The 22,129-nt window shown below is 70.9% G+C and carries 18 protein-coding genes and 1 tRNA gene; 14 read left to right on the top strand and 5 right to left on the bottom strand.

Annotated features, from left to right (window positions below):
- The first annotated feature begins 393 nt into the window (after window positions 1-393).
- Both DBP14_RS21160 and DBP14_RS21155 read left to right on the top strand, forming a co-directional pair.
- The gene (locus tag DBP14_RS21160) at window positions 394-795 is read left to right on the top strand and encodes a DUF485 domain-containing protein (RefSeq protein ID WP_129308727.1); all 402 of its coding nucleotides are present in this window, start codon (window positions 394-396) and stop codon (window positions 793-795) included.
- 101 nt (window positions 796-896) lie between these two features.
- Complete coding sequence (locus tag DBP14_RS21155) at window positions 897-2,480, top strand: cation acetate symporter (protein WP_241741265.1); 1,584 nt, start codon at window positions 897-899, stop codon at window positions 2,478-2,480.
- Window positions 2,481-2,520: 40 nt separating this feature from the next.
- Here DBP14_RS21155 and DBP14_RS21150 read toward each other — a convergent pair whose 3' ends face one another.
- The 3 genes from DBP14_RS21150 to DBP14_RS21140 form a co-directional block, all read right to left on the bottom strand.
- Entirely contained in the window at window positions 2,521-3,441 is a 921-nt protein-coding gene (locus DBP14_RS21150) for a cellulose-binding protein (protein WP_164992381.1), read from the bottom strand.
- 240 nt (window positions 3,442-3,681) lie between these two features.
- Complete coding sequence (locus DBP14_RS21145; protein WP_129308725.1) at window positions 3,682-6,621, bottom strand: SUKH-4 family immunity protein; 2,940 nt, start codon at window positions 6,619-6,621, stop codon at window positions 3,682-3,684.
- A gap of 10 nt (window positions 6,622-6,631) precedes the next feature.
- Complete coding sequence (locus tag DBP14_RS21140) at window positions 6,632-7,642, bottom strand: SMI1/KNR4 family protein (protein WP_129308724.1); 1,011 nt, start codon at window positions 7,640-7,642, stop codon at window positions 6,632-6,634.
- A gap of 261 nt (window positions 7,643-7,903) precedes the next feature.
- Between DBP14_RS21140 and DBP14_RS21135 the strand changes: the two genes are divergently transcribed.
- Both DBP14_RS21135 and DBP14_RS21130 read left to right on the top strand, forming a co-directional pair.
- A complete protein-coding gene (locus tag DBP14_RS21135; RefSeq protein WP_241740995.1) occupies window positions 7,904-8,422 on the top strand; it encodes a YwqJ-related putative deaminase in 519 nt (172 codons plus the stop codon).
- Window positions 8,423-8,525: 103 nt separating this feature from the next.
- Complete coding sequence (locus tag DBP14_RS21130; protein ID WP_129308723.1) at window positions 8,526-9,023, top strand: SUKH-3 domain-containing protein; 498 nt, start codon at window positions 8,526-8,528, stop codon at window positions 9,021-9,023.
- A gap of 30 nt (window positions 9,024-9,053) precedes the next feature.
- Here DBP14_RS21130 and DBP14_RS21125 read toward each other — a convergent pair whose 3' ends face one another.
- The gene (locus DBP14_RS21125; protein ID WP_129308722.1) at window positions 9,054-10,370 is read right to left on the bottom strand and encodes a histidine kinase; all 1,317 of its coding nucleotides are present in this window, start codon (window positions 10,368-10,370) and stop codon (window positions 9,054-9,056) included.
- Between the two features lie 166 nt (window positions 10,371-10,536).
- Here DBP14_RS21125 and DBP14_RS21120 point away from each other — a divergent pair, with 166 nt between their 5' ends.
- The 8 genes from DBP14_RS21120 to DBP14_RS21085 all read left to right on the top strand — a co-directional run bounded on the left by DBP14_RS21120 (window position 10,537) and on the right by DBP14_RS21085 (window position 17,286).
- Entirely contained in the window at window positions 10,537-11,394 is an 858-nt protein-coding gene (locus DBP14_RS21120; RefSeq protein ID WP_129308721.1) for a hypothetical protein, read from the top strand.
- Window positions 11,395-11,423: 29 nt separating this feature from the next.
- Window positions 11,424-11,495, top strand: a tRNA-Gln gene (locus tag DBP14_RS21115).
- 112 nt (window positions 11,496-11,607) lie between these two features.
- Window positions 11,608-13,056 carry a bifunctional UDP-N-acetylglucosamine diphosphorylase/glucosamine-1-phosphate N-acetyltransferase GlmU gene (glmU, locus tag DBP14_RS21110; RefSeq protein ID WP_129308720.1) on the top strand — a complete coding sequence of 483 codons (1,449 nt, stop codon included), beginning with the start codon at window positions 11,608-11,610 and terminating at the stop codon, window positions 13,054-13,056.
- A 154-nt stretch (window positions 13,057-13,210) separates the two neighbouring features.
- Window positions 13,211-14,191 (top strand): ribose-phosphate diphosphokinase, encoded by a 981-nt coding sequence (locus DBP14_RS21105; protein WP_129308719.1) that lies wholly within the window; start codon window positions 13,211-13,213, stop codon window positions 14,189-14,191.
- 233 nt (window positions 14,192-14,424) lie between these two features.
- Window positions 14,425-15,024: a 50S ribosomal protein L25/general stress protein Ctc gene (locus tag DBP14_RS21100; RefSeq protein WP_129308718.1), complete on the top strand. Its 600-nt coding sequence runs from the start codon at window positions 14,425-14,427 to the stop codon at window positions 15,022-15,024.
- A gap of 209 nt (window positions 15,025-15,233) precedes the next feature.
- Window positions 15,234-15,836 (top strand): aminoacyl-tRNA hydrolase, encoded by a 603-nt coding sequence (pth, locus tag DBP14_RS21095; protein ID WP_129308717.1) that lies wholly within the window; start codon window positions 15,234-15,236, stop codon window positions 15,834-15,836.
- 97 nt (window positions 15,837-15,933) lie between these two features.
- The gene (locus DBP14_RS21090) at window positions 15,934-16,437 is read left to right on the top strand and encodes a hypothetical protein (RefSeq protein WP_129308716.1); all 504 of its coding nucleotides are present in this window, start codon (window positions 15,934-15,936) and stop codon (window positions 16,435-16,437) included.
- A 162-nt stretch (window positions 16,438-16,599) separates the two neighbouring features.
- Complete coding sequence (locus tag DBP14_RS21085) at window positions 16,600-17,286, top strand: LPXTG cell wall anchor domain-containing protein (protein ID WP_129308715.1); 687 nt, start codon at window positions 16,600-16,602, stop codon at window positions 17,284-17,286.
- A 76-nt stretch (window positions 17,287-17,362) separates the two neighbouring features.
- Here DBP14_RS21085 and ppc read toward each other — a convergent pair whose 3' ends face one another.
- Window positions 17,363-20,095 (bottom strand): phosphoenolpyruvate carboxylase, encoded by a 2,733-nt coding sequence (gene ppc / locus DBP14_RS21080; protein WP_129308714.1) that lies wholly within the window; start codon window positions 20,093-20,095, stop codon window positions 17,363-17,365.
- Window positions 20,096-20,398: 303 nt separating this feature from the next.
- Here ppc and DBP14_RS21075 point away from each other — a divergent pair, with 303 nt between their 5' ends.
- Together DBP14_RS21075 and DBP14_RS21070 are read left to right on the top strand one after the other, a co-directional pair.
- On the top strand, window positions 20,399-21,403 hold the full coding sequence (locus tag DBP14_RS21075; RefSeq protein ID WP_129311996.1) for a fatty acid desaturase: 1,005 nt from the start codon (window positions 20,399-20,401) through the stop codon (window positions 21,401-21,403).
- Window positions 21,400-22,074: a TetR/AcrR family transcriptional regulator gene (locus DBP14_RS21070; RefSeq protein WP_129308713.1), complete on the top strand. Its 675-nt coding sequence runs from the start codon at window positions 21,400-21,402 to the stop codon at window positions 22,072-22,074. Before DBP14_RS21075 ends, DBP14_RS21070 begins: the two co-directional genes overlap by 4 nt.
- The last annotated feature ends 55 nt before the right edge of the window (window positions 22,075-22,129 follow it).

The raw sequence follows: 22,129 nt of genomic DNA, 5'->3' as shown, positions 1-22,129 counted from the left end.
AAATCCCCACCCCCGCTGGTTCGGTCAGCCACCCCCCGGCGGCGTAAAGCCAGGTTAAGGACCGCTCGGGGCCCTTCTCGTCCTCCGGGGGGACGAACCCTCCCCGACCCGTAGTACGGAGGAACCCCTAGGGGCTGTCCACCGACGGGTGGAGTCCGCCTAGGGGTCGGCTCCACCCCCCGGCCCTCCGACGGCGCCCCGTTTAGAACCGGTTGGAGCCCCCAGCCTGCACCCTTCCGCCGCGTGAGGGTCAACGGGCAAGCGCATACCGACCGTCCAGTTCGGTGAAACCCTCGCGCATCGCGGCTACCTGCGAGTAACGTGCGTCTCCACTCCCACCCCCACCTCCCTGCGGTCCGCCGCCGCGGACCCGAACCACGCAAGGAGCCCGGGATGTCCCACGACCACCCGCCGCACCTCACCTATCCCTGGCAGCCCCCACCGCCCATGCCGCCCGGCCCGCCCCGGCCGCAGCCGCCGCGCGAACCCCTCGGCCACCACAGCGACCTGCGCGTCCTGCGCGGCGCCTACCGGCTGCAGCGGCGCACCGCCACGGTCACCGCGCTCGGCTACTTCACCCTGTTCCTGGTGCTGTCCGCGTTCGCCCCGGACGTCATGACGAGCACCGTCGCCGACGGCATCCCCGCCGGACTGCTGCTCGCCCTCCTCCAACTCCCCGTCACCTGGCTGGCGATCGCCCTGTACGAGCACACCGCGCGCCGTCACGTCGACCCCCTCGCGGACCGCATCCGCAAAGAGGCCGAAGTGGACGCACGCCGAGGAGCGAGCCGATGAGCACCCCCCTGACCGCCGCCCTCGGCGCCCCCTTGAGCACGCTCGCCGCCGGGCCGCCCGACCCGGCCGGCTTCACCGGGTTCAGCGGCTCCGGGCAGACGATGTCCCTGGTCGCCTTCTCCGCCGTGGCCACCGTCACCCTGCTGCTGTGCGTGATGACCGGCCCCGACCGCGAGGACGACCTCGACGAGTTCTACACCGGCTACGGCTCCCTGTCCCCGCTGCGCAACGGCCTCGCCATCGCCGGCGACTACATCTCCGCCGCCACCGTCCTCGGCACCGGCGGCGTGGTCGCCCTGTGCGGCTACGACGGTGTCGTCCTCGCCCTCAGCACGGCCCTGTCCCTGCTCCTGCTGATGTTCCTGCTGGCCGAACCCCTGCGCAACGCGGGCCGGTTCACCATGGGCGACGCGCTCGCCCGCCGCATGCCGGGCCGTGCGGTGCGGATCTCCGCCTGCGCGGTCACCATCGCCGCGCTGCTGCCGCTGATGCTGGTCCAGCTCGCCGGCACCGGCCAGCTGATGGCGTTCATCCTCGGCTTCTCCAGCGAGACCCTGCAGACGGGCTGCGTCATCGGACTCGGCGTCTTGATGATCAGCTACGCGGCGATCGGCGGCATGAAGGGCACCGCCCTCATCCAGATCCTGAAGATAGTGATGCTGCTCGGCTCCGGCGCCGTCATCGCCGTACTGATGCTGCGCCGCTTCGACTGGGACCCCGGCGCGCTCTTCCACACCGCCGCCCGGCAGAGCAGCGCCGGAACGGCGTTCCTGCACTCCGGCCTCCAGTTCGGCGGCTCGGCCACCCCCCGCCTGGACATGATCACCTCGGAGCTGACCATCGTCCTCGGCGGCGGCGTGCTGCCGCACGTCACGATGCGCATGTACACCGCGTCCAGCGCCCGCCAGGTGCGCCGCTCGATGTCCTGGGCGGTGTCCATCGTCGCCGCGTTCGTCCTGGTCATCACCGTCGTCGGGTTCGGCGCCACGGCCCTGCTCGGCCGTACGGCGATCGGGCTGGCCGACCCGCAGGGCAACACGGCGTATCTGCTGGGCACGCGCGCGGTGTTCGGCACCGACGTGTCCACGGTGGAGACGGTCCTGTTCACCATGGTCACCACGGCGATCTTCCTGACCCTGCTCGCCTCGGTCGCCGGCATGATCCTCGCCTGCGCCAACTCCCTGGCCCACGACGTGTTCGCCGCCCGCGGCCGGGAGATGCCGGCCCGCCGCGAGATGACCCTGGCCCGGCTGTCCGCGCTGGCCATCGGCGTGCCGACGATCCTGCTGGCGACCCTGGTGCAGCACCACAGCCTGCAGCCACTGGTCACACTCTCCTTCTGCCTGGGCGCCTCGGCGATCGCCCCGGCCCTGGTGTACGGCCTCTTCTGGCGCCGCTACACCCGCACCGGACTGCTGGCCACCCTGCTCGGCGGCTCACTGACCGTGCTGCTGCTCATGCCGGGCACCAACCTCGTCTCCGGCTCACCCGCCTCGGCGTTCCCGCACGCCGACTTCAACTGGTTCCCGTTCACCACCACGGGCATCGTCTCCATCCCGGCCGGCTTCCTCCTCGGCTGGCTGGGCACGGTCCTCTCCGGCCGCGGACAGGCGGAGGAACAGCGCCGCCAGTACGAGGGGGTGGAGGGCCGCATCCTGGCGGGGGCGGTACGGAAGGGAACCTGAACCTGACGCCCCTGGGGCGGGGCACTGGTGCGCCGGCCGGTCACTCGGCCGGGGCGCGGCCCGTGAGGGTGATCAGGCTGTTGCGCACGTGGTCCATGTGGGCCTGCAGGTCGTTGCGCGTCTCCTTGTGCCCGCGCAGCACCCGTTCGGTCTGCCGGGCGACGCGCTCCTCGCGCACCCGCGCCTCCGCGACGATCTCGGCGGCACGCACCTCCGCCTCCTCCACGCAGCGGCGGGCCGCCTCCTCCGCGTCCGTGAACTCCCGTTCCACCTCGGCCAGGGTGGCCTCCGCGCGGGCCACCCGCTCGTCCGGCGACACCTGCGCCGCGGCCCCCTCCCCGGCGTCCGCGCCCGACGCGACCACGCACTGGGCGTCGAGGCCGGCCTCCACCTCGGCCAGCCTCTCGGCATGCTCCCGCGCCTGCTCGGCGAGCATGCCCGTGGTGCGCTGCCGTACCTCGCGCAGCGCGGCGAGCGCCTCACCGCGCCGCTCCTTCACCTCGCGCCGGGCGCCGACGCGCAGGTCGTCGGCCTCGGCCTGGGCCGCCAGGAGCCGCTGGCGGGCACGGTCATCGGCCTCCGCGCGGAGCGCGTCCGCGGCCTCCCGCGCCTCCCGGCGCACCGCCTGGGCGCTCGCCTCGGCCTGCGCGACCTGCTTCTCCGCCGCGCGCCGCGCCCGCACCCGCACGTCCGCCGCCTCGTCGAGCACCAGCTGGTAGAGGCGCCGGGCGCTCTCGCCGAGCGACTCGTACGTCTGCGGGGCGAGCTGGGCGACGGCCTCGCGCAGCGCGACGGCCTCCGCCTCCATCTCCCTGGCGAGCACGGTCAGCCGCGCGGCGCGCTCCCACGCGGCGTCCCGGTCCCGCGACAGGGCCTCCAGGTACGCGTCGACCTGTGCGGGGCGGTAGCCGCGCCCCCGGATGGTCACGAAGCCATGCGGCGGCACCGATGCGCTGCTCACCCTGGGAACCCCTCTCCACCGGACATACACGACAGGATGATTTCGCGCATATCTTGATGGATCGGACGTAAGTGTTCATAACGCGACACTCCGCAGGCATGTCGCGGTCGAAGCCGGCACGAGTTCGTGCACGACGGTGGCGCGGGGCACGCCGGAGGGCCGGGCCCGATCATCCGACCGGACCCGGCCCTCCGGCCGTTCAACCCCTGTGGGCTGGGACGTCGCCGCCCCCGCGGACTCCTACAGCAGCCCGTCCCACATCTGCTCCAGCAGCACCGACCACCAGCTCTCCGGCGAAGCCAGCGCCGCCGGATCCAGGGCGGACAACTGGGCCTGGAAATCCACCGTCCAGCGGCCCGCCTGCTCCTGGTTCAGCCCGTACCTCAGCCGCCACATCCGGCCCAGCAGCGCCAGACAGCGCGCGAACTCCGGCAGCCCCGAGTTCACGAACTGCGGCGCCACCGGCGCACCGCCCGGCCCCGCCTCCACCGGCACGGCCACGATGTTCGCGGTGCCGTACTGCACACACAGGGCCCGGCCGAAGTCCGTCCCCATCACAAGGTACGACCCCGCGTCCGGCGCCGGCTGCACGCCGCGCTCGGCCGCCAGCTCCGCCAGTGTCGGCACCGGACGACCCGGCTGGGCCTGCGCCCAGAAGAACGGACCGAGGTCCACCGGCAGCCCAGCCGCCAGCAGCGTGTGCGCCACGACCGGCGGCACACCCTGCCGCGACACCGCCTGCTGCTCGAACCGGAACACACCCGGCCCGAACACCGCCGCCAGCTCCTGCCCGATCGCCTCCGGCGGCACCGGCGGCACGGGCTGCACCGGCGGCAGCGGCGCCCGCACCGGCGCCGGCCGCGCGGGACCGTCCGCGACCTGGTGCAACTCACCCTGATGTGCCAGCAGTTGCCGCATACCCTGCTGCCGGCTCGCGTGATCGGTGCCGTACGGCGCGATGCTCGTGATCCGCGCCTGCGGCCACTGCTCCCGGATCATCCGCGCACAGTACGCGCCCGGCAGCTCACACGACTCCAACTCCGTGTGCAGCTCCAGCACTTGGTCGGCGGGCACGTTCATCGCCCGCAACTCGTGGAAGATCTGCCACTCCGGGTGCGGCGTACCCGGCGCCGAACGCCGGATCAGCTGCTGCTCCGAACCGTCCTGCGCGCGGTAACGCAGGACCGCCTGGTAACCGGGGCCGACCGTCGGCTGCCCCTGCGGCGGATACCCGTACGCCCCCGGCTGCCCCGGCAGCGGGACACCGGGCGGCGGCATCGCACCGGGAGGCATGGGCTGCGCCATCCCGGGAGCACCCGGCACCGGCGGCGGCATACCGGGCCCGCCCGGAGCACCGGGGCCGGGCGGCATGCCCGGGACACCGGGAACACCTGGAGCACCCGGACCGCCCGGAGCACCCGGCGGCATTCCGGGAGCACCCGGGGCCGCGGGCGGCGGGGGTACGCCCGGACCGGCCACCGGCGGCGCGGCCAGGACGGTCTCCGCGTGGTGTACGGCACCCCGCGCGCCGGGAGCACCCGGGGCACCCGGCGGCTGCGGCGCGCCAGGGGCGGCGGGCATGCCCGGGGTCCCCGGGACGCCGGGCGGGTTCGGCATGCCCGGCGCGGGCGGGGGCGGAGGCGGGGTGCCTGGGGCCCCGGGAGCACCGGGGGCGCTCGGCGGCGGCACCGGGCCGGGTCCGCCCAGCAGGCTCGGGTCGGCGAACACCGTGGCCGCGTGGTGGACGTTGCCCGCCGGAATACCGCCCGGGGTACCCGGCGCGCCGGGCGGGTTGGCCGGGTTGGGAGCGCCCGGAGCGGCCGGCACCTCGGGCTGCCCGTCCGGTCCGAGCGCCGACACCAACTGGGTGCGGACGTAGCCGCCCGGAGGCGTACCCGGCTCGGCAGGCGCGGGCGGCGGGGGCGTACTCCCCGGGCGTGCGCCCGGCGCACCCGGCGGAGGCGGCGGCGCGCCCGCCCCGGCACGGCCCTTCCGCGGCGGCGGCGCGGCCTTGCTCGTCGCGGCGTCCGCGATGTCCCCGGCGTTCGGCGCGAGCGGCCGCCCCGGAGCGGCCGAACCCGACGGCGACTGCGCCGCGTTCGGGTCACCGCCCGACGCCGGCGGATAGCCGTACGGCGGAGGGGTGCTGCCCTGCGGTGCACCACTCCCCGGAACCGGGGGCGCGGGCGGGGTGCCGTGCGCCGGAGCGTACGCCGGTGTGCCCGGCGGGGGCGTACCCGGTGCCGCCTGGGCCGCCGGGGCCTCCGGGTAGCCGTACGACGCCGGGCCCGGCGGGGGCGTACTCCCCTGCCGAGCCCCGGGAGCCTCCGGAGCCGACGGCGCCCCCGGCCCGGACGAGTCGTCGAGCGCCCGCGAGACCTTCGTGCGGGGCAACTGGCTGCCCCCCGACATCAACGCCGTCTTCGCGTCCGGCGCGGCCGCCGGCGGACGCGGGGGCTCGGCGGACTGCTCGCTCAACGGCGGCGCGAACACCGTCGCAGGCAACGGCACCGAACGATCCTCCCCGGCATCGGCGTTCGTGTCCGTACCGGCCCACGGCGTCGCCCCGGCGGACGCGTCCACGCCACTCGCCGCCGCAGCGGAACCGGCCGGAACGGCCGCCGCCGCGGACGCAGGCTCGGGCGCGGACGCAGGCGCGGGCGCGGGCGCGGGCGCGGGTGCGGACGCAGGCGCAGGCGCAGGCGCGGACGCAGGCGCAGGCACCCCGGCCTGCGTCTCGGCCAGCCCACCGGAAGACGACGACACGGCATCCGCGGCACCCTCACCCGACCGGCGGTCCGGGATACCCAGCTTGTCCGCCGCCTCCTGCAACCACTCCGGCGGACTCAGCAGGAACGACGTCTGGTTCAGGTCCACCCGGGCCGCGGCCGGCGCCGGAACCGGCGCCCCGGCCTCGTCCGGACGGCCGTACTCCTCCTCGTACCGGCGGATCACCTCACCCACCGGCAGCGCGGGCCACAGCGTCGCCTCACCCGTGTCCCGGGCCAGCACCAGCCGCTGCCCGCCCGCGTCCGAACGCGGACCGTCCGCACGGTCCTCGCCCCACACCACGAAACCCAGCTCGAACTCCCGCACCCGCACCTCACGATGCTGGTACGACGGGACGTCCCCGTTGATCCACTCCTCGGCGCGCTCCTGCGCCTGCGCGAAAGTCACCATCGCTGAACGCTCACTCCCCCACCGGCACGGACGACCCCGACCCGGACGACACCGGAACGGCACGCGCGAAACCGCCGTCCACCATCAGATTCGCCACCGTCTCCAGCTCCGGCGGATTACCCGCCAGCCGCGACAGGAACCCGTCGAAGTCCTCACCGCACGGCAACAGCAACCGCTCCACCCGCTCCGCCGGCGGACACGACGGATCCACGTCCCGCACATCGTCGTACGCGCAGAACCACACCGAACCCAGCCGCTCGCCCTTCACCTTCACCGCGAGCAGACCACCCTGCACGAAACCCACGCACAGATAGTCCTTCGTCAGATGGTCCCGCAGACACTTGTTGACATACACCAGGTCATTGACCGCCGCCTCCTCACGCACCGTGAAGAACGGCTGGTCCACCAGCAGACCCAACTCGGCGTCCAGCGCCGCACCCACCGGAGCACACCCACCCGCCGCCTTCAAGAACGACCGGTACGCACCCGGCAGCCGGTACCCGAGATCCTCCTCGACCCCCAGCACCTGCGCCTCCGACACCGCCACACCCGACTTCGGCAAACCGAAATGCGCCGGACGCGTCTCCTGCAACGGCCGCGTCCCCCGCTTGCCGTGCTCCACCCGAGCCGTCGCCACCCCACCGTGATGCCGCAGCAACGCCTTCACCTCGACCGGCACCAGCTCCAGCCGACGCGACCCCACCACGTGATGCCACGTCCAGCCGTGCGGCGTCGCCACATCCGGCACCGTGTCCCACAACTCGTGCCCCGTCGCCGCCAGAGCCGCGTTCGCCGACACATAGTCCGTCAGCCGCAACTCGTCGACCCCGAAACCCTCCGGCGGCTCGGCGATCTCCGCCGCCGCACGCGCATACGGAGAGAAATCGGGGTAACCGCCGTCATCGACCCGTACCCCTCTCGGGTGACGTGCCGCCCGCACCGGATCCGGGAAGTGCACGACCTGCCCGGCATAGGCCGCGTTCGGCGGCGCGGCTTGCTGCCCGAGCCGACCTGTCGTCATGGCGGTTGCCCCCTGCGGCGTCATCTCTGGCCTGAACGGCGGTATCGATCGCGGATGCCGACAGCCTAAGCGCTACCCGCACCCCGGTCACCGGCCCACCACATCCACGAGACAACCGCCACTCCCCCACCGTGACCAGCCGTCACCCCGCCGTGACAGCCCGCCCCGCTCCTGGCGTGTCGCGCCGCCCCAGCTTCCGCACCAGCCACGGCATTTGGCACTCTGTGTCCTTCGGGGGACACCCGGGAGGGGAAGACGACCATGAACACGGCACAGACCGGAGGAACCGACATGCGGGCGGCCGGCGACCCCCGCATCGGCTGGAGCGGCACCGACACACCCCCCGCACCCACCCTCCTGCACCGCCGCGACGGCATCCTGCCCACCGTCGCCGCCGCCCTCTCCGTCCGCGGCGCCACCCTCACCGGCACCCCCGCCCGCGGCGAGGAACCCCCACCCCTGCACCCCCTCGTCCAGGACTTCCTCGACACCCTCACCAGCGCCCAACGCGACCGCTTCACCGGCCGCTGCGCCGAGACCATCCTCATCTCCCGCCACATCAGCGCCGCCGACGCCGCCCGCAGCAAACGCGCCGCCCGCAAACCCATGAGCAACAGCGAGGCCCGCAAGGCCCTCAAGCAGGCCAAACTCACCACCCGCCGCATACGCGAGGACGGCGACCCCCTCCACGGCAGCTTCGCCACCCCCTGCCGCACCTGCATCGCGCTCAGCGCCCACTTCGGCGTCCGCATCGTCGACCCCACCGCAACCGGCGACTGACCCCCCGGCGTCCCGCCCCCGGAAGCACCCGTCACCGGAAGCAACCGTCCCCTAAACCACCGCACCCCGCGAACCACCAGCACACCCGACGAGCGAAGAGCAGATGCACCCCGACCGCAGCTCCACCACACGCTTCCCCGTGCCCGTCGACGCCGCCCTGCGCGCCGCCGGCTGGCACCCCGGACGCTGGGACATCAAACAAGCCGAGATCTGGGCCGACACCCTCCGCGAACACACCTCACCCGCCGGCCACCAGCACACCGTCTTCCCCGCCGCAGTCGAAGCCTGGGCCGAATTCGGCGCCCTGCACATCACCCCCACCGGCCCCGGCCGCCAGATCGCCCCCGCCACCCTCCACCTCGACCCCCTACACGGCCTCCACCACGCCCGCACCCTCGGCGACCTCGGCCGCGCCCTCAGCACCGAGGTCTGCCCCCTCGGCGAGGAAACCGACACCGACGCCCTCCTCGCCATCGACACCGAAGGCCGCGTCTACACCCTCGACCACACCGGCGACTGGTACGCCGGCCCCGACATCGACCACGCCCTCGCCACCCTCATCGCCGGCATCGAACCCGTACGCCTCACCGCCACCCCCTGAGACGACGGCCCCGGAGACGACATCCGCCCCCTACCCGACCGCCGGAATCACCGCCGACACCCGAAAACCCCCCGCATCCGTCGGCCCCGACACGAACACCCCGCCCAACGCCAGCACCCGCTCCCGCATCCCCACCAGACCGTTCCCACCCGACGGCAACCCCACCGCCGACGCCGACGCCGGCTCACCCGGCGGCTCGTTCTCCACCTGCATCGCGATCTCCGACCCCCGATGCGCCAACCGCACATGCGTCTTCGCCCCCGCCGCATGCTTGTGCACGTTCGTCAACGCCTCCTGCACCACCCGGTACGCCGTCTGCTCCACCTCCGCCGCATACACCCGCACCTCCCCCTCCACGGACAGATCCACCACCATCCCCGCGGCGGCCGACTGCCCCACCAGTTCCCCCAGCTCCGACAGACAAGGCCCGCCCTCCTCATCAGCCATCCGCGAAGCATCGGCCGCCGCAGCCGCGGCCACCCCCACCGCGGCCAACGGCACAGCCACAGCACCCCGGCCCCCCGCACCCTCCCCCGCCCGCAGCACCCCGAGCATCTCCCGCAACTCCGTCAAAGCCTGCCGACCCATGTCCCCCACCAGCGCGGCATTCCGCACCGCCTTCTCCGGATCCTTCCGCGCCACCGCCTGCAACGCCGCCGCATGCACCACCATCAACGACACCCGGTGCGCCACCACGTCATGCATCTCCCGCGCGATCCGCGTCCGCTCCTCGTTACGCGCCCACTCGGCCCGCTCCTCCGCCCGCTCCGCCAGCAACTGAAGCTCCCGCTCCAGACTGTCCGCCCGCTCCCGCAAGCTCTCCATCAAACGCCGCCGCGCCCCCACGTACAGCCCCAGCAGCAACGGCGGAGCCGTCAGCCCCACCGACGTCGTGATCGACGCGAACGGCACGAACCAGTCACCCAGCGCCAGATCCCCCCGCGCCATGTCCTGCCGCACCCGCACGAACGACACGATCATCGTCCCCAGCAGCGACATCCCCGCCAACGCCGCGATGATCCGCCGCGGCACCTCGCACGACGCCAGCGTGTACAGGCCCACGATGCCCATCAGGAAGCCCATCTCGGCCGGCGTGATCGCGATCGCGACCAGCACCACCGCGATCGGCCACTGCCGCCGCACCAGCAGCACCGACCCCGCGAGCACCCCGAACAGGACCCCCACCCACACCGGAATCCCCGCGTCCCGCGCGAACGGAACCCCCTCCGCACCGCACTCCACCGCGGACACCAGCGCCAGACACCCGTCCAGCACCGCCCCGCGCCGCCGCACCCACCACCAGGGGCCGGTCAGCCCCCTGGCGCGGTCTTCCCCCGTCGTGGTCATGCACCCAGCCTACGGGCGAGGACTACACCTGTTCCGGTGAGTTTCGCCTACCGGCCCGCAGCACGCGCCGCCCTCGAACGCCGTCGAAACCTTCCGATATCCCTCGAACTGCTGAACGTCACCCGTTCACGACCGGAACCAACCATTCCGGCTGGACGGTATGCCTGTGACACACACGAACGGCAAATACGCCGACTTCGAAACACTGCGCGAACGAGCGGTCGCCTTGCGGCGGGACGGGTACAGCCTTCGGCAGATTCAGGACGAGCTGCAGGTCCGCAACAAGGAGATTCTTCAGCGCCTGGTCGAGGGTGAGCCGCCCCCGGAGTGGACAAAGCGTCCACGCGCCAAGGACGACATGCGGGAGAGGGCACGGGAGCTGCGCAGGCAGGGGTGGACGTACAACGAAATCCAAGCTGAGCTCAAATGCTCCAAGAGTTCGGTTTCCCTGTGGGTGAGGGATTTGCCCCGGCCCGAGCCCAAGCTCACACCGGAGGAGCAACGGGCGCGCATGAACGCGGGGCTGGCGGAGCTGCGGGCATCAAGGGATCGCGAGAGGGTAGCGACCAAGGAAGCGGCAGCGGCAGCCGTCGGGGAGCTCTCGGATCGCGAGCTCTTCCTCGCGGGCGTCGCCCTCTATTGGGCCGAAGGCTCCAAGGACAAGCCCTACCGCCGCTCCGAAGTCCTGCATTTCATCAACAGCGACGCCAACGTGATCAGGCTCTTCCTGCGATGGCTGGAACTACTGGACGTGTCACACGACCGCTTGACGCTCCGCGTGAGCATCCACGAGACCGCTGACGTGGAGGCCGCCGAGAGGTACTGGGCCGACGTCGTGGGCATCGACGTAAGTGCGTTCAGCAAGGCCACGCTGAAGAAGCACAACCCTCGGACGGTCCGCAAGAACACGGGTGACGAGTACCGGGGATGCCTGGTGATCTACGTCCGGCAGAGCGCACACCTGTACCGTCGCATGGAGGGCGCTTGGTACGGCATAGTAGGTGCCGCGACCTCAACGGACTGATGAAATGTCCGTTTAGGCAGCTTATATAGTCCCCTGTGGTGTAATGGGCAACACGGGTCACTTTGGATGATTTGTTCCAGGTTCGAGTCCTGGCAGGGGAGCACATACTCGGCGGGGCCTGGCCGTACAGCCAGGCCCCGCTCTCATGTCCCCCCGAAGTGCCACCGGTATCCTGCGGGATGTCCAACCCCACCCAAAGCCGAAGGGCATCCCGTGAGCGCCATTCGCCCGGCAGCCGTCGTCGTTCTCGCAGCGGGTGAGGGCACCCGTATGAAGTCGGCCACGCCGAAGGTCCTGCATCAGATCTGCGGCCGTTCCCTCGTGGGCCACGTGCTGGCCGCCGCCGGGGAGTTGGAGCCGCGGAACCTCGTCGTCGTGGTGGGCCACGCGCGTGAGCAGGTCGCCGCGCACCTCGCCGAGATCGACCCCGGTGTGCGTACGGCCGTACAGGCGGAGCAGAACGGGACCGGGCACGCCGTGCGGATGGGGCTGGAGGAGCTGGGCGGTGCGGTCGAGGGGACCGTCGTCGTGGTGTGCGGCGACACCCCGCTGCTGACCGGGGACACGCTGGCGCGGCTCGCCGGGACGCATGAGGCGGACGGCAACGCGGTGACGGTGCTGACGGCCGAGGTGCCGGACGCGACCGGTTACGGGCGGATCGTGCGGGACGAGGTGACGGGTGCTGTGACCGCGATCGTGGAGCACAAGGACGCCTCGGACGCGCAGCGGTCGATCCGGGAGATCAACAGTGGGGTGTTCGCGTTCGACGGGGCGTTGCTGGCGGACGCGCTGAAGAGGGTGCGGACGGACAACAGTCAGGGTGAGGAGTACCTGACGGATGTGCTGGGGATTCTGCGGGAGGCGGGGCACCGGGTGGGTGCGTCGGTGGCGGGGGATCACCGGGAGATCGCGGGGATCAACAACCGGGTGCAGTTGGCGGAGGCGCGTCGGATTCTGAACGACCGGTTGCTGACGCGGGCGATGCTGGACGGTGTGACGGTGGTGGATCCGGCGTCGACGTGGGTGGATGTGTCGGTGGAGTTCGGGCAGGACGCCGTGGTGCATCCGAACACGTTGCTGACGGGTTCGACGCGGGTGGGTGCGGGTGCCGAGGTGGGTCCGAACAGCCGGCTGAATGACACCGTGGTGGGTGCGGGGGCGCGGGTGGACAACACGGTGGCGGATGGTGCGCGGGTGGGTGAGCTGGCGTCGGTGGGGCCGTACGCGTATCTGCGGCCGGGGACGCGGCTGGGTGTGAAGGCGAAGATCGGTACGTATGTGGAGACGAAGAACTCGTCGATCGGTGAGGGGACGAAGGTTCCGCATCTGTCGTATGTGGGGGATGCGACGATCGGTGATTTCACGAACATCGGGGCGGCGAGTGTGTTCGTGAACTACGACGGGGAGAGCAAGCATCACACCACTGTCGGGTCGCACTGCAAGACGGGATCGGACAACATGTTTGTGGCGCCTGTCACGGTGGGGGACGGTGCTTACACCGCTGCCGGGTCGGTGATCACGAAGGATGTGCCGCCTGGTTCGCTGGCTGTGGCACGCGGTCAGCAGCGGAATATCGAGGGTTGGGTGGCTCGGAAGCGTCCGGGGAGCGCGGCGGCGAAGGCGGCCGAGGTGGCGTCCGGGCGGGGTGGGGGCGAGGCCTGACCGGAAACGGGTGCGCCAAACACGGCGTACCGTGATAAGTGCACATCCGCACGAGTGCATACCCGCACCCCTACCAGCCGATTCGGTCTCGCGCGTGGAGTCGTGGGGCCGTTTGAGCAGTCGGCCGGCTGAGAACCTCTGAGGAGACAGTGCTGTGACCGGGATCAAGACGACCGGCGAGAAGAAGTTGATGTTCTTCTCCGGCCGCGCCCACCCCGAGCTTGCCGAGGAGGTCGCCCAGAAGCTGGGTGTCGGGGTCGTCCCGACGAAGGCCTTCGACTTCGCCAATGGTGAGATCTATGTGCGGTATCAGGAGTCGGCGCGTGGTGCGGACTGTTTCCTGATCCAGAGCCACACGGCGCCGATCAACAAGTGGATCATGGAGCAGTTGATCATGATCGACGCGTTGAAGCGTGCGTCGGCGCGTTCGATCACGGTGATCGTGCCGTTCTACGGTTACGCGCGGCAGGACAAGAAGCACCGTGGGCGTGAGCCGATCTCGGCGCGTCTGATCGCGGATCTGATGAAGACGGCGGGTGCGGACCGGATCCTGACGGTGGACCTGCACACGGATCAGATCCAGGGCTTCTTCGACGGTCCGGTGGATCACCTGTTCGCGTTGCCGCTGCTGGCGGACTACGTGGGCGGCAAGGTGGACCGGGACAAGCTGACGATCGTGTCGCCGGACGCGGGCCGGGTGCGGGTGGCGGACCGGTGGTGTGACCGGCTGGGTGCGCCGCTGGCGATCGTGCACAAGCGCCGGGACAAGGACGTGGCGAACCAGGTGACGGTCCACGAGGTCGTGGGTGAGGTCAAGGGTCGGGTGTGTGTCCTGGTGGACGACATGATCGACACGGGTGGGACGATCTGTGCCGCCGCGGACGCGTTGTTCGCCCATGGGGCGGAGGACGTGATCGTGACGGCGACGCACGGTGTGCTGTCGGGTCCGGCGGCGGACCGGTTGAAGAACTCGCGGGTGAGTGAGTTCGTGTTCACGGACACGCTGCCGACGCCGGGTGAGCTGGCTGCGGATCTGGACAAGATCAAGGTGCTGTCGATCGCTCCGACGATCGCGAGCGCGGTGCGTGAGGTGTTCGAGGACGGGTCGGTGACCTCGCTCTTCGACGAGCAGTGAGGTTTCTGCACACCGCGTCGCGGCTCACGTTCCGGCGTTAGCCGAAGATCCTTTTGGGTGCGGCCTTCCCGCCGAGTAGACTGCTGGAGTTGCTCGGCGAGGGAGGCCGTGCTCCGTTTCCGGCGGGTGCTGGTGCGGGGTCCGGTGGTCCGTTATCGACGCGCTCTTCGTAGCAGGCCGTTCGTGGCCGGGTGACCACGTCCGCCGACTAGTTCTACGAGGAGTTGATCCCCATGTCCGAGGTCAAGCTTTCCGCCGAGACCCGCACCGAGTTCGGCAAGGGTGCGGCCCGCCGTGTCCGCCGCGCCAGCAAGGTCCCCGCCGTGCTGTACGGCCACGGTACCGAGCCCCTGCACCTGACCCTGCCGGGCCACGAGCTGCTGCTGGCGCTGCGTACGCCGAACGTCCTGATCTCCCTGGACATCGACGGCAAGACCAACGAGCTGGCGATCCCGAAGGCCGTGCAGCGCGACCCGCTGAAGGGCTTCCTGGAGCACGTCGACCTGCTGCTGGTCAAGCGCGGCGAGAAGGTCAACGTCGAGATTCCGGTGCACACCGAGGGCGAGCTGGCCCCGGGTGGCAACCTGCTTGAGCACGTGCTGAACGCGCTGCCGGTCGAGGCCGAGGCGACGCACATCCCGGAGGCCGTGACGGTGTCCGTGGAGGGGCTGGAGGCGGGTGCCTCGATCCACGCGAAGGACATCACGCTGCCGTCGGGCGTCTCGCTGGCGGTCGAGGAGGACGCGGTCGTCCTCCAGGTGCTCGCGGCGCAGGCCGAGGAGGCCGCCGAGGGTGAGGGCGAAGAGGGCGCCGAAGAGGTCGCCGAGGCCTGAGCCGCCGGCGGTTCGGCCTTGGCAGGGCTGGGCGGCGTTTTGATCGGTGCCCGGCGCTGTCGGCTGTGCCTACCCTCCCCCACCCTCGGCTTCGCTCGGGCGGGGGGACCCCCATCACCCTGTGGAACGATTGCCCACAGCGGATCAACGCAGTTGTGGATCAGCCGCTGCTTCCTTTCTGGAGGCAGCGGCTGCCTTCGTGAGGAGTCGTGGACGTGAGTGCCCCCGTCAATGCCCCCTGGCTGGTGGTCGGGCTCGGGAATCCCGGGCCGGAGTACGCCATGAACCGGCACAACGTCGGGTTCATGGTGGTGGATCTGCTCGCGGAGCGGATCGGGGGGAAGTTCAAGCGGGCCGGGAAGGCCCAGGCGCAGGTGCTGGAGGGGCGGATCGGTCCGGTGGGGCCGGCCAACCGTCGGGTGGTGCTGGCGAAGCCGATGTCGTACATGAACCTGTCGGGTGGTCCGGTGAACGCGCTGCGGGACTTCTACAAGGTGCCGCTGTCGAATGTCGTGGCCGTGCATGACGAGCTGGACATCGACTACGGCACGTTGCGGCTGAAGCTGGGTGGTGGTGACAACGGGCACAACGGGCTGAAGTCGATGACGAAGGCGATGGGCGCGGAGTACCACCGGGTGCGGTTCGGGATCGGTCGGCCGCCGGGGCGGATGCAGGTGGCGGACTTCGTGCTGAAGGACTTCGGTTCGGCGGAGCGCAAGGAGCTGGGCTATTTCGTGGACCGGGCTGCGGATGCGGTGGAGTGTCTGCTGGCGGAGGGGCTGGAGCGGGCGCAGAGTGCGTACAACTCCTGAGCTGTGTGCGTAACCAGTCCTGAGGTCTGGGCGTACAACTCCTGACTTGTCCTGTGTTGGCGCCCAGCGGAGTTGACCGATCGTAGCGGTATGGCCAATGATCCCGGCCATGCCTGCCACAGCCATCCGTGCCCGCCAGGCGTCCGTCTCCGCGTTGCGGTGGGGGCGGGTGTCGGTGATGGGCGCGCTCGCCGTGCTGATTCTGTTCGCGGGGGTGTGGGGTTCCTGGGGGACCGCGCAGTACGTGATGCTGACGAAGGGGCGTGAGCGCGGCACGGTGAAGGTGGTGCGCTGTGCGGGGGACGGTTGTACGGGTGCGTTCCGGCCGGTGTCGGCGGGGGCGCGGGCGCGGGACCGGGTGGTGATCGACCAGGCGGTCGCGGTGCGCCGGGGGCGGACGTACGACGTGGTGGTGGAGCCGGGGACGGACCGGGTGGTGCGGTCGGGGCCGGCGGGGATCCTGTACGCGTGGGTGCCGTTGGGCGGTGCGCTGCTGCTGGCGTCGGTGGTGGTCGCGGGCGGGATGCGGCTGACCCGGGTGGCGTGGGTGCTGGCGGGTTCGGGTGCCGTGTTGCTGACGGGGACGTTTCTGGCCCTGTGAGGGGATGGGGTTTGGGGGGCTCTGCGGTGTTGGGCCGTTCTTCACGTGTGTGCGGGGCCTGAGTGTTGCGTCTTCGTGATTGACCGCAGGTCAGTGGGCGCCGGAAGCTGAACCGCCCCCTCCACATCTTCCCCGTTCGCCACACGAAGATGGAACTGCCCCATGCGTACCCTCATCCGCGCCGGCGTGCTCGGCGCCGGTCTCTCGGCGGCGCTGCTGTGCGCGCCGGCCGCCCAGGCCGCTCCCCACGGTGACAACGGCACCGTGAAGATCCATGACGCGAAGACCGGCGAGGTGCCGCGCCGGAACGAGCCGCACGTGTGCACGTTCTATCTGGACGCGTTCGGTTTTGACGCGGTGCAGCAGGTGGACTGGCACATCGAGGCCTGGGCGCCGACGGCCCACACGAAGGGCGAGACCGTGAAGTCCGGTGCGATCACGCTGGACGGCGACGGTCATGGCCGTACGGCGGACATGTCGCTGCCGGACGGGCACTACAAGCTGTTCTGGAACTTCGACGGGGAGAAGGGGTCGGCGAAGCACAAGGTGTTCTGGACGGACTGCTCCGGATCGCAGGGCGGGGGCGGCGGTACGCCGTCGGGCAGGCCGTCCGGTTCCGCGCCGGCCCCGTCGCCGTCGTCCTCGGCGCCGTCCTCGTCGTCGCCGGTGCCGTCCGTGTCGTCCTCGTCCCCGGGTGCGGTGCCGTCCGTGTCGCCGTCCGCGCCGGGTGGTGGGCTGGCCGAGACCGGTAACGGTGTTCCGGTGGGTCTGGTGTCGGGTGCCGCGGCGGTGCTGGTCGGTGCGGGCGGCTATCTGGTGGCCCGGCGCCGGAAGGCCGTGCGGGGCTGAACCGGCTGTAGCGCATGAGGGTGCCCCCGGGGTCGTACGGCCTCGGGGGCACCCTTCGTGTGTCGTGGCCGGCGGATCAGCCGGTGTTGCGCAGGCCCGCCGCCACGCCGTTGACGGTGAGGAGGAGGGCGCGGGAGAGCAGCGGGTCGGGGTCGGCGCCGGCGGCGGCCTCGTCGCGCTGGCGCTTGAGGAGGGTGACCTGGAGGTAGGAGATCGGGTCGAGGTAGGCGTCGCGGATGGTGAAGGTCTGCTTGAGGACGGGCTGGGCGTCGAGGAGTTCCTTCTCGCCGGTGACGCGCAGGACTTCGCGGACGGTGAGTTCGTGTTCGGCCTTGATGGTGTCGAACACGTGCTTGAGTTCGCCGGGGACGAGGGTGTCGACGTAGTGCTGGGCGATCCGCAGGTCGGTCTTGGCGAGGGTCATCTCGACGTTGGAGATGAAGTTGCGGAAGAAGTGCCACTGTTCGTGCATCTCGGCGAGCACGGTGTCGAGGCCGGCTTCGCGCAGGGCCTTGAGGCCGGAGCCGACGCCGTACCAGCCGGGGACGATCTGCCGGGACTGGGTCCAGCCGAACACCCAGGGGATGGCGCGCAGGCCGTCGAGGGAGACGCCGGAGCCGGGGCGGCGGGAGGGCCGTGAGCCGAGGTGCAGGTCGGCGAGCTGGTCGACGGGGGTGGAGGCGAGGAAGTAGGTCGGCAGGTCGGGGTCCTCGACGAGCCGGCGGTAGGCGGCGTGGGCGGCTTGGGAGGCGACGTCCATGGCGGCGTCCCAGCGGGCGAGGGCCTCGTCGGACTGGCGGGGTGCGGTGTGCAGGGCGGAGGCCTGCAGGGTGGCCGCGACGGTCAGTTCGAGGTTTTCCCTGGCCAGGGACGGGATGAGGTACTTGTCGGAGATGACCTCGCCCTGTTCGGTGACCTTGATCTCGCCTTCGAGGGTGCCCCAGGGCTGGGCGAGGATGGCGTCGTGGGAGGGGCCGCCGCCGCGGCCGACGGTGCCGCCGCGGCCGTGGAAGAGGCGCAGGCGGACGCCGTAGCGGTGGGCGACGTCGCGGAGGCGGCGCTGGGCGCGGTGGATCTCCCACTGGCTGGTGGTGATGCCGCCGAACTTGGAGGAGTCGGAGTAGCCGAGCATGACTTCCTGGACGTCTCCGCGCAGGGCGACGAGGCGCCGGTAGGAGGGGTCGGAGAGCATCTCCTCCAGGATGGTGTCGGCGGCGCGGAGTTCGTCGGTGGTCTCCAGGAGGGGGACGATGCCGATCTTGGCCCAGCCGGCGTGGAGGTCGAGGAGGCCGGCTTCGCGGGCGAGGACGGCGGCGGCGAAGACGTCGTCGGCGCCCTGGCACATGGAGATGATGTAGGACTCGATGACTTCGGGGCCGAAGACGTCGAGGGCGCGCTTGATGGTCTCGAAGACGCCGAGGGTCTTCTGTCCGGCGGCGTCGACGGGGGCCGGGACGGGGGCGAGGGGCCTTCTGGAGCGGAGTTCCTTGGCGAGGAGCTTGGCCCGGTAGTCGCGAGGCATGTCGGCGTAGCGCCAGGATTCCTCGCCGAGGCGGTCGAACAGCTGGCCGAGGGCGTGGTGGTGGGCGTCGGCGTGTTCGCGGACGTCCATGGTGGCGAGCTGGAGGCCGAAGGCGGCGAGGGTGCGGATGGTGCGGCCGAGGCGGCCGTCGGCGAAGAGGCCGCCGCGGTGTTCGCGCAGGGAGTTCTGCATGATCCGCAGGTCGGTGAGGAGCTCGGCGGTGCCGAGGTAGTCGTGGCCGTTCTCGTGGGGGGTGCCCTTGGCGAGGCGCTGCTTGGTGTTCTCCAGCTTCTGCCGGATGCAGGTGGCCTTGAGCCGGTAGGGCTCCTCGGCGTTGAGGCGCTTGTAGCGGGGGCTGATCTCGGGGAGGTTGTCGAGGTCGGCCTTCAGGGAGGTGAGGAGTTCCTCGGTGGCGCCGCTGTAGCGGATGGAGTTGGAGAGGTATCCGCGTAGTTCGTCGATCGTCTCCAGGGCGTCGTTGATGCCGTGTTCGTGCTGGAGGATGAGGATGTCCCAGGTGACCTGGGGGGTGACGTTGGGGTTGCCGTCGCGGTCGCCGCCGATCCAGGTGCCGAAGGTGAGGGGGCGGGTGGCGTCGGGGAGCTTGACGCCGACGCGTTCCAGTTCGGCGGTGAGGTCTTCGAGGACGTCTCCGACGGCTTCGGCGTGGAGTTCGTCGAGGTAGTAGATGGCGTTGCGGGCCTCGTCGGCGGGTTCGGGGCGGACGACGCGGAGTTCGTCGGTCTGCCAGACGAGGTCGATGTTCTCGGCGAGCCGGACGTCGTGGCGGCGGCGGTCGGATTCGAGGACGGGGGTGTCCAGGAGTGCGGCGATGCGGCGCAGCTTGTTGAGGACGGAGCGGCGTGCGGCCTCGGTGGGGTGGGCGGTGAAGACGGGGCGGACGTTGAGGTTGGCGACGCTCTGGCGCAGGTGCTCGGGGTCGGCGTCCTTGAGCCGGTCGGCGGTGCGGGAGAGCAGGCCGCCCTCGGCGGCGCGGCGGGCGCGCAGTTCGCGGCCTCGGTGGACCTGTTCGGTGACGTTGGCGAGGTGGAAGTAGGTGGAGAAGGCGCGGACCAGTTGGGCGGCGGTCTGCAGTTCGGTGCCGCGCAGCAGTTCGGCGGCGGCCTCGCCGTCCTCGCGGGTGAGGCGGCGGACCTTCTCGACCAGGTCGAGGAGCTCGGGGCCTTCCTGCCGTACGAGGGTCTCGCCGAGGAGGTCGCCCAGCCGGCGGATGTCGGCTCGCAGCTCGGTGCTGGTCGTGGTGGTCTGGTCGTCGGCACTGCTCACGGGTGCGGCTCCTTGCAGTGTGGAAGCTGGTCTGGAGGGAACCCGGGCGTTTGGCCGCGCGGCGGGGTGCCGCATACCGGCCGGGGCGTCCGGGAAGGATTCAGAGCGGACCGCGCTGTCCGACCGACTCCAAGGATAGGTGTCCATGCGGACGCGCAGGCTGTGGGGCTCTTGCCGCGGGACGACTCGCTGCCATACTTACGACGCCGTAGGTTACGGAACCGTAGGGAAGTACCGCTCGCTTCCTGTCCGGTGCCGCAGACCGGGTATCTGTCTCAACCCTCGACCCCACAGGGGACGCGCATGACCTCTAGTTCCGATGTGATCGACGAAGCCCGCGAGGCCGCCGGCACAGCCGCATCCGCCACGCTGGGTGGTGAGAAGAAGCGTTCGATCGAGCAGATCGCGCTGCTGGTGTTCATCATCGTGCCGTTCGTGGCGCTGGTGGGGGCGGTGCCGCTGGCCTGGGGCTGGGGGGTGAGCTGGCTCGACCTGGGCCTGCTGGTGTTCTTCTACTTCCTGTCCTGTCACGGCGTGACGATCGGGTACCACCGGTACTTCACGCACGGTTCGTTCAAGGCGAAGCGGCCGTTGCGGATCGCGCTGGCGGTGATCGGGTCGATGGCGGTGGAGGGGCCGCTGGTGCGCTGGGTGGCGGACCACCGCCGGCACCACAAGTTCTCCGACGCGGAGGGCGACCCGCATTCGCCGTGGCGGTTCGGTGAGACGCTTCCGGCGCTGATGAAGGGCCTGTGGTGGGCGCACATCGCGTGGATGTTCGATGAGGAGCAGACTCCGCAGGACAAGTACGCGCCGGATCTGATCAAGGATCCGGCCATCCGGGCGGTGTCCCGGCAGTTCGTGCTGTGGACGGTGCTGTCGCTGGCGCTGCCGGGGCTGATCGGCGGCCTGGTGACGATGTCCTGGTGGGGGGCGTTCACCGGCTTCTTCTGGGGTTCACTCGTACGAGTGGCTTTGCTGCACCATGTGACGTGGTCGATCAACTCGATCTGCCATGCGGTGGGCAAGCGTCCGTTCAAGTCACGGGACCGTTCGGGCAACGTGTGGTGGCTGGCGGTGCTGTCGTGCGGCGAGTCCTGGCACAACCTGCATCACGCGGACCCGACGTCGGCGCGGCACGGGGTGATGCGCGGGCAGATCGACTCCTCGGCCCGGTTCATCCGCTGGTTCGAGGTGGCCGGCTGGGCGTACGACGTGCGCTGGCCGTCACGCTCGCGTATCGATTCCCGCCGTAACACCGGGGAAGGCGGCTCCCAGCGCGGGAAGGAGAGCGCCGAGGCGGCATGATTGACGCCGTGGCGACCGACTCCAGTACCTCCAGCAGCGAGAAACCGCGGCGCGCGCGCCGGACCCGTATGACCGGTGCCGAGCGCCGCCAGCAGTTGCTGGAGATCGGTCGCACGCTGTTCGCGGCGAAGGGTTTCGAGGGCACGTCGGTGGAGGAGATCGCGGCGAAGGCCGGGGTGTCCAAGCCGGTGGTGTACGAGCACTTCGGCGGCAAGGAGGGCCTGTACGCGGTCGTCGTGGACCGTGAGATGCGGCGGCTGCTGGACATGGTGACGTCCTCGCTGACCGCCGGGCACCCCCGGGAGCTGTGCGAGCAGGCGGCGTTCGCGCTGCTGGACTACATCGAGGAGTACACGGACGGTTTCCGCATCCTGGTCCGGGACTCCCCCATCCCGCAGTCGACGGGTACGTTCGCGTCGCTGATCTCGGACATCGCGACCCAGGTGGAGGACATCCTGGGCCGCGAGTTCAAGAACCGCGGTTTCGACTCCAAGCTCGCCCCGCTGTACGCGCAGGCTCTGGTCGGCATGGTCGCGCTGACCGGGCAGTGGTGGCTGGACGTGCGCCGCCCGAAGAAGGCCGAGGTGGCGGCGCACCTGGTGAACCTGGCCTGGCACGGCCTGGACGGCCTGGAGCCGAAGCCGCGGCTGATAGGCCACCGGAAGAGCTGAGGTTCACCCGCAGGGGTGGGACTTGTGGACCGTGAGGTTCGTCTCCTGGCAGTCT

The sequence above is a fragment of the Streptomyces sp. L2 genome, assembly GCF_004124325.1.
Classification (GTDB): Bacteria; Actinomycetota; Actinomycetes; order Streptomycetales; family Streptomycetaceae; genus Streptomyces.
The sequence above is the reverse complement of the archived record's forward strand: the minus strand, read 5'-3'. Positions and strand labels throughout refer to the sequence as shown.

Coding starts and splice junctions, on each gene's coding strand:
- DBP14_RS21070 (WP_129308713.1), top strand. CDS start 21,400: ATGATTGACGCCGTGGCGACCGACTCCAGTACCTCCAGCAGCGAGAAA.
- DBP14_RS21085 (WP_129308715.1), top strand. CDS start 16,600: ATGCGTACCCTCATCCGCGCCGGCGTGCTCGGCGCCGGTCTCTCGGCG.
- DBP14_RS21140 (WP_129308724.1), bottom strand. CDS start 7,642: ATGACGACAGGTCGGCTCGGGCAGCAAGCCGCGCCGCCGAACGCGGCC.
- DBP14_RS21075 (WP_129311996.1), top strand. CDS start 20,399: ATGACCTCTAGTTCCGATGTGATCGACGAAGCCCGCGAGGCCGCCGGC.
- DBP14_RS21160 (WP_129308727.1), top strand. CDS start 394: ATGTCCCACGACCACCCGCCGCACCTCACCTATCCCTGGCAGCCCCCA.
- DBP14_RS21155 (WP_241741265.1), top strand. CDS start 897: ATGTCCCTGGTCGCCTTCTCCGCCGTGGCCACCGTCACCCTGCTGCTG.
- DBP14_RS21135 (WP_241740995.1), top strand. CDS start 7,904: ATGAACACGGCACAGACCGGAGGAACCGACATGCGGGCGGCCGGCGAC.
- DBP14_RS21130 (WP_129308723.1), top strand. CDS start 8,526: ATGCACCCCGACCGCAGCTCCACCACACGCTTCCCCGTGCCCGTCGAC.
- DBP14_RS21100 (WP_129308718.1), top strand. CDS start 14,425: ATGTCCGAGGTCAAGCTTTCCGCCGAGACCCGCACCGAGTTCGGCAAG.
- DBP14_RS21125 (WP_129308722.1), bottom strand. CDS start 10,370: ATGACCACGACGGGGGAAGACCGCGCCAGGGGGCTGACCGGCCCCTGG.
- DBP14_RS21090 (WP_129308716.1), top strand. CDS start 15,934: ATGATCCCGGCCATGCCTGCCACAGCCATCCGTGCCCGCCAGGCGTCC.
- DBP14_RS21145 (WP_129308725.1), bottom strand. CDS start 6,621: ATGGTGACTTTCGCGCAGGCGCAGGAGCGCGCCGAGGAGTGGATCAAC.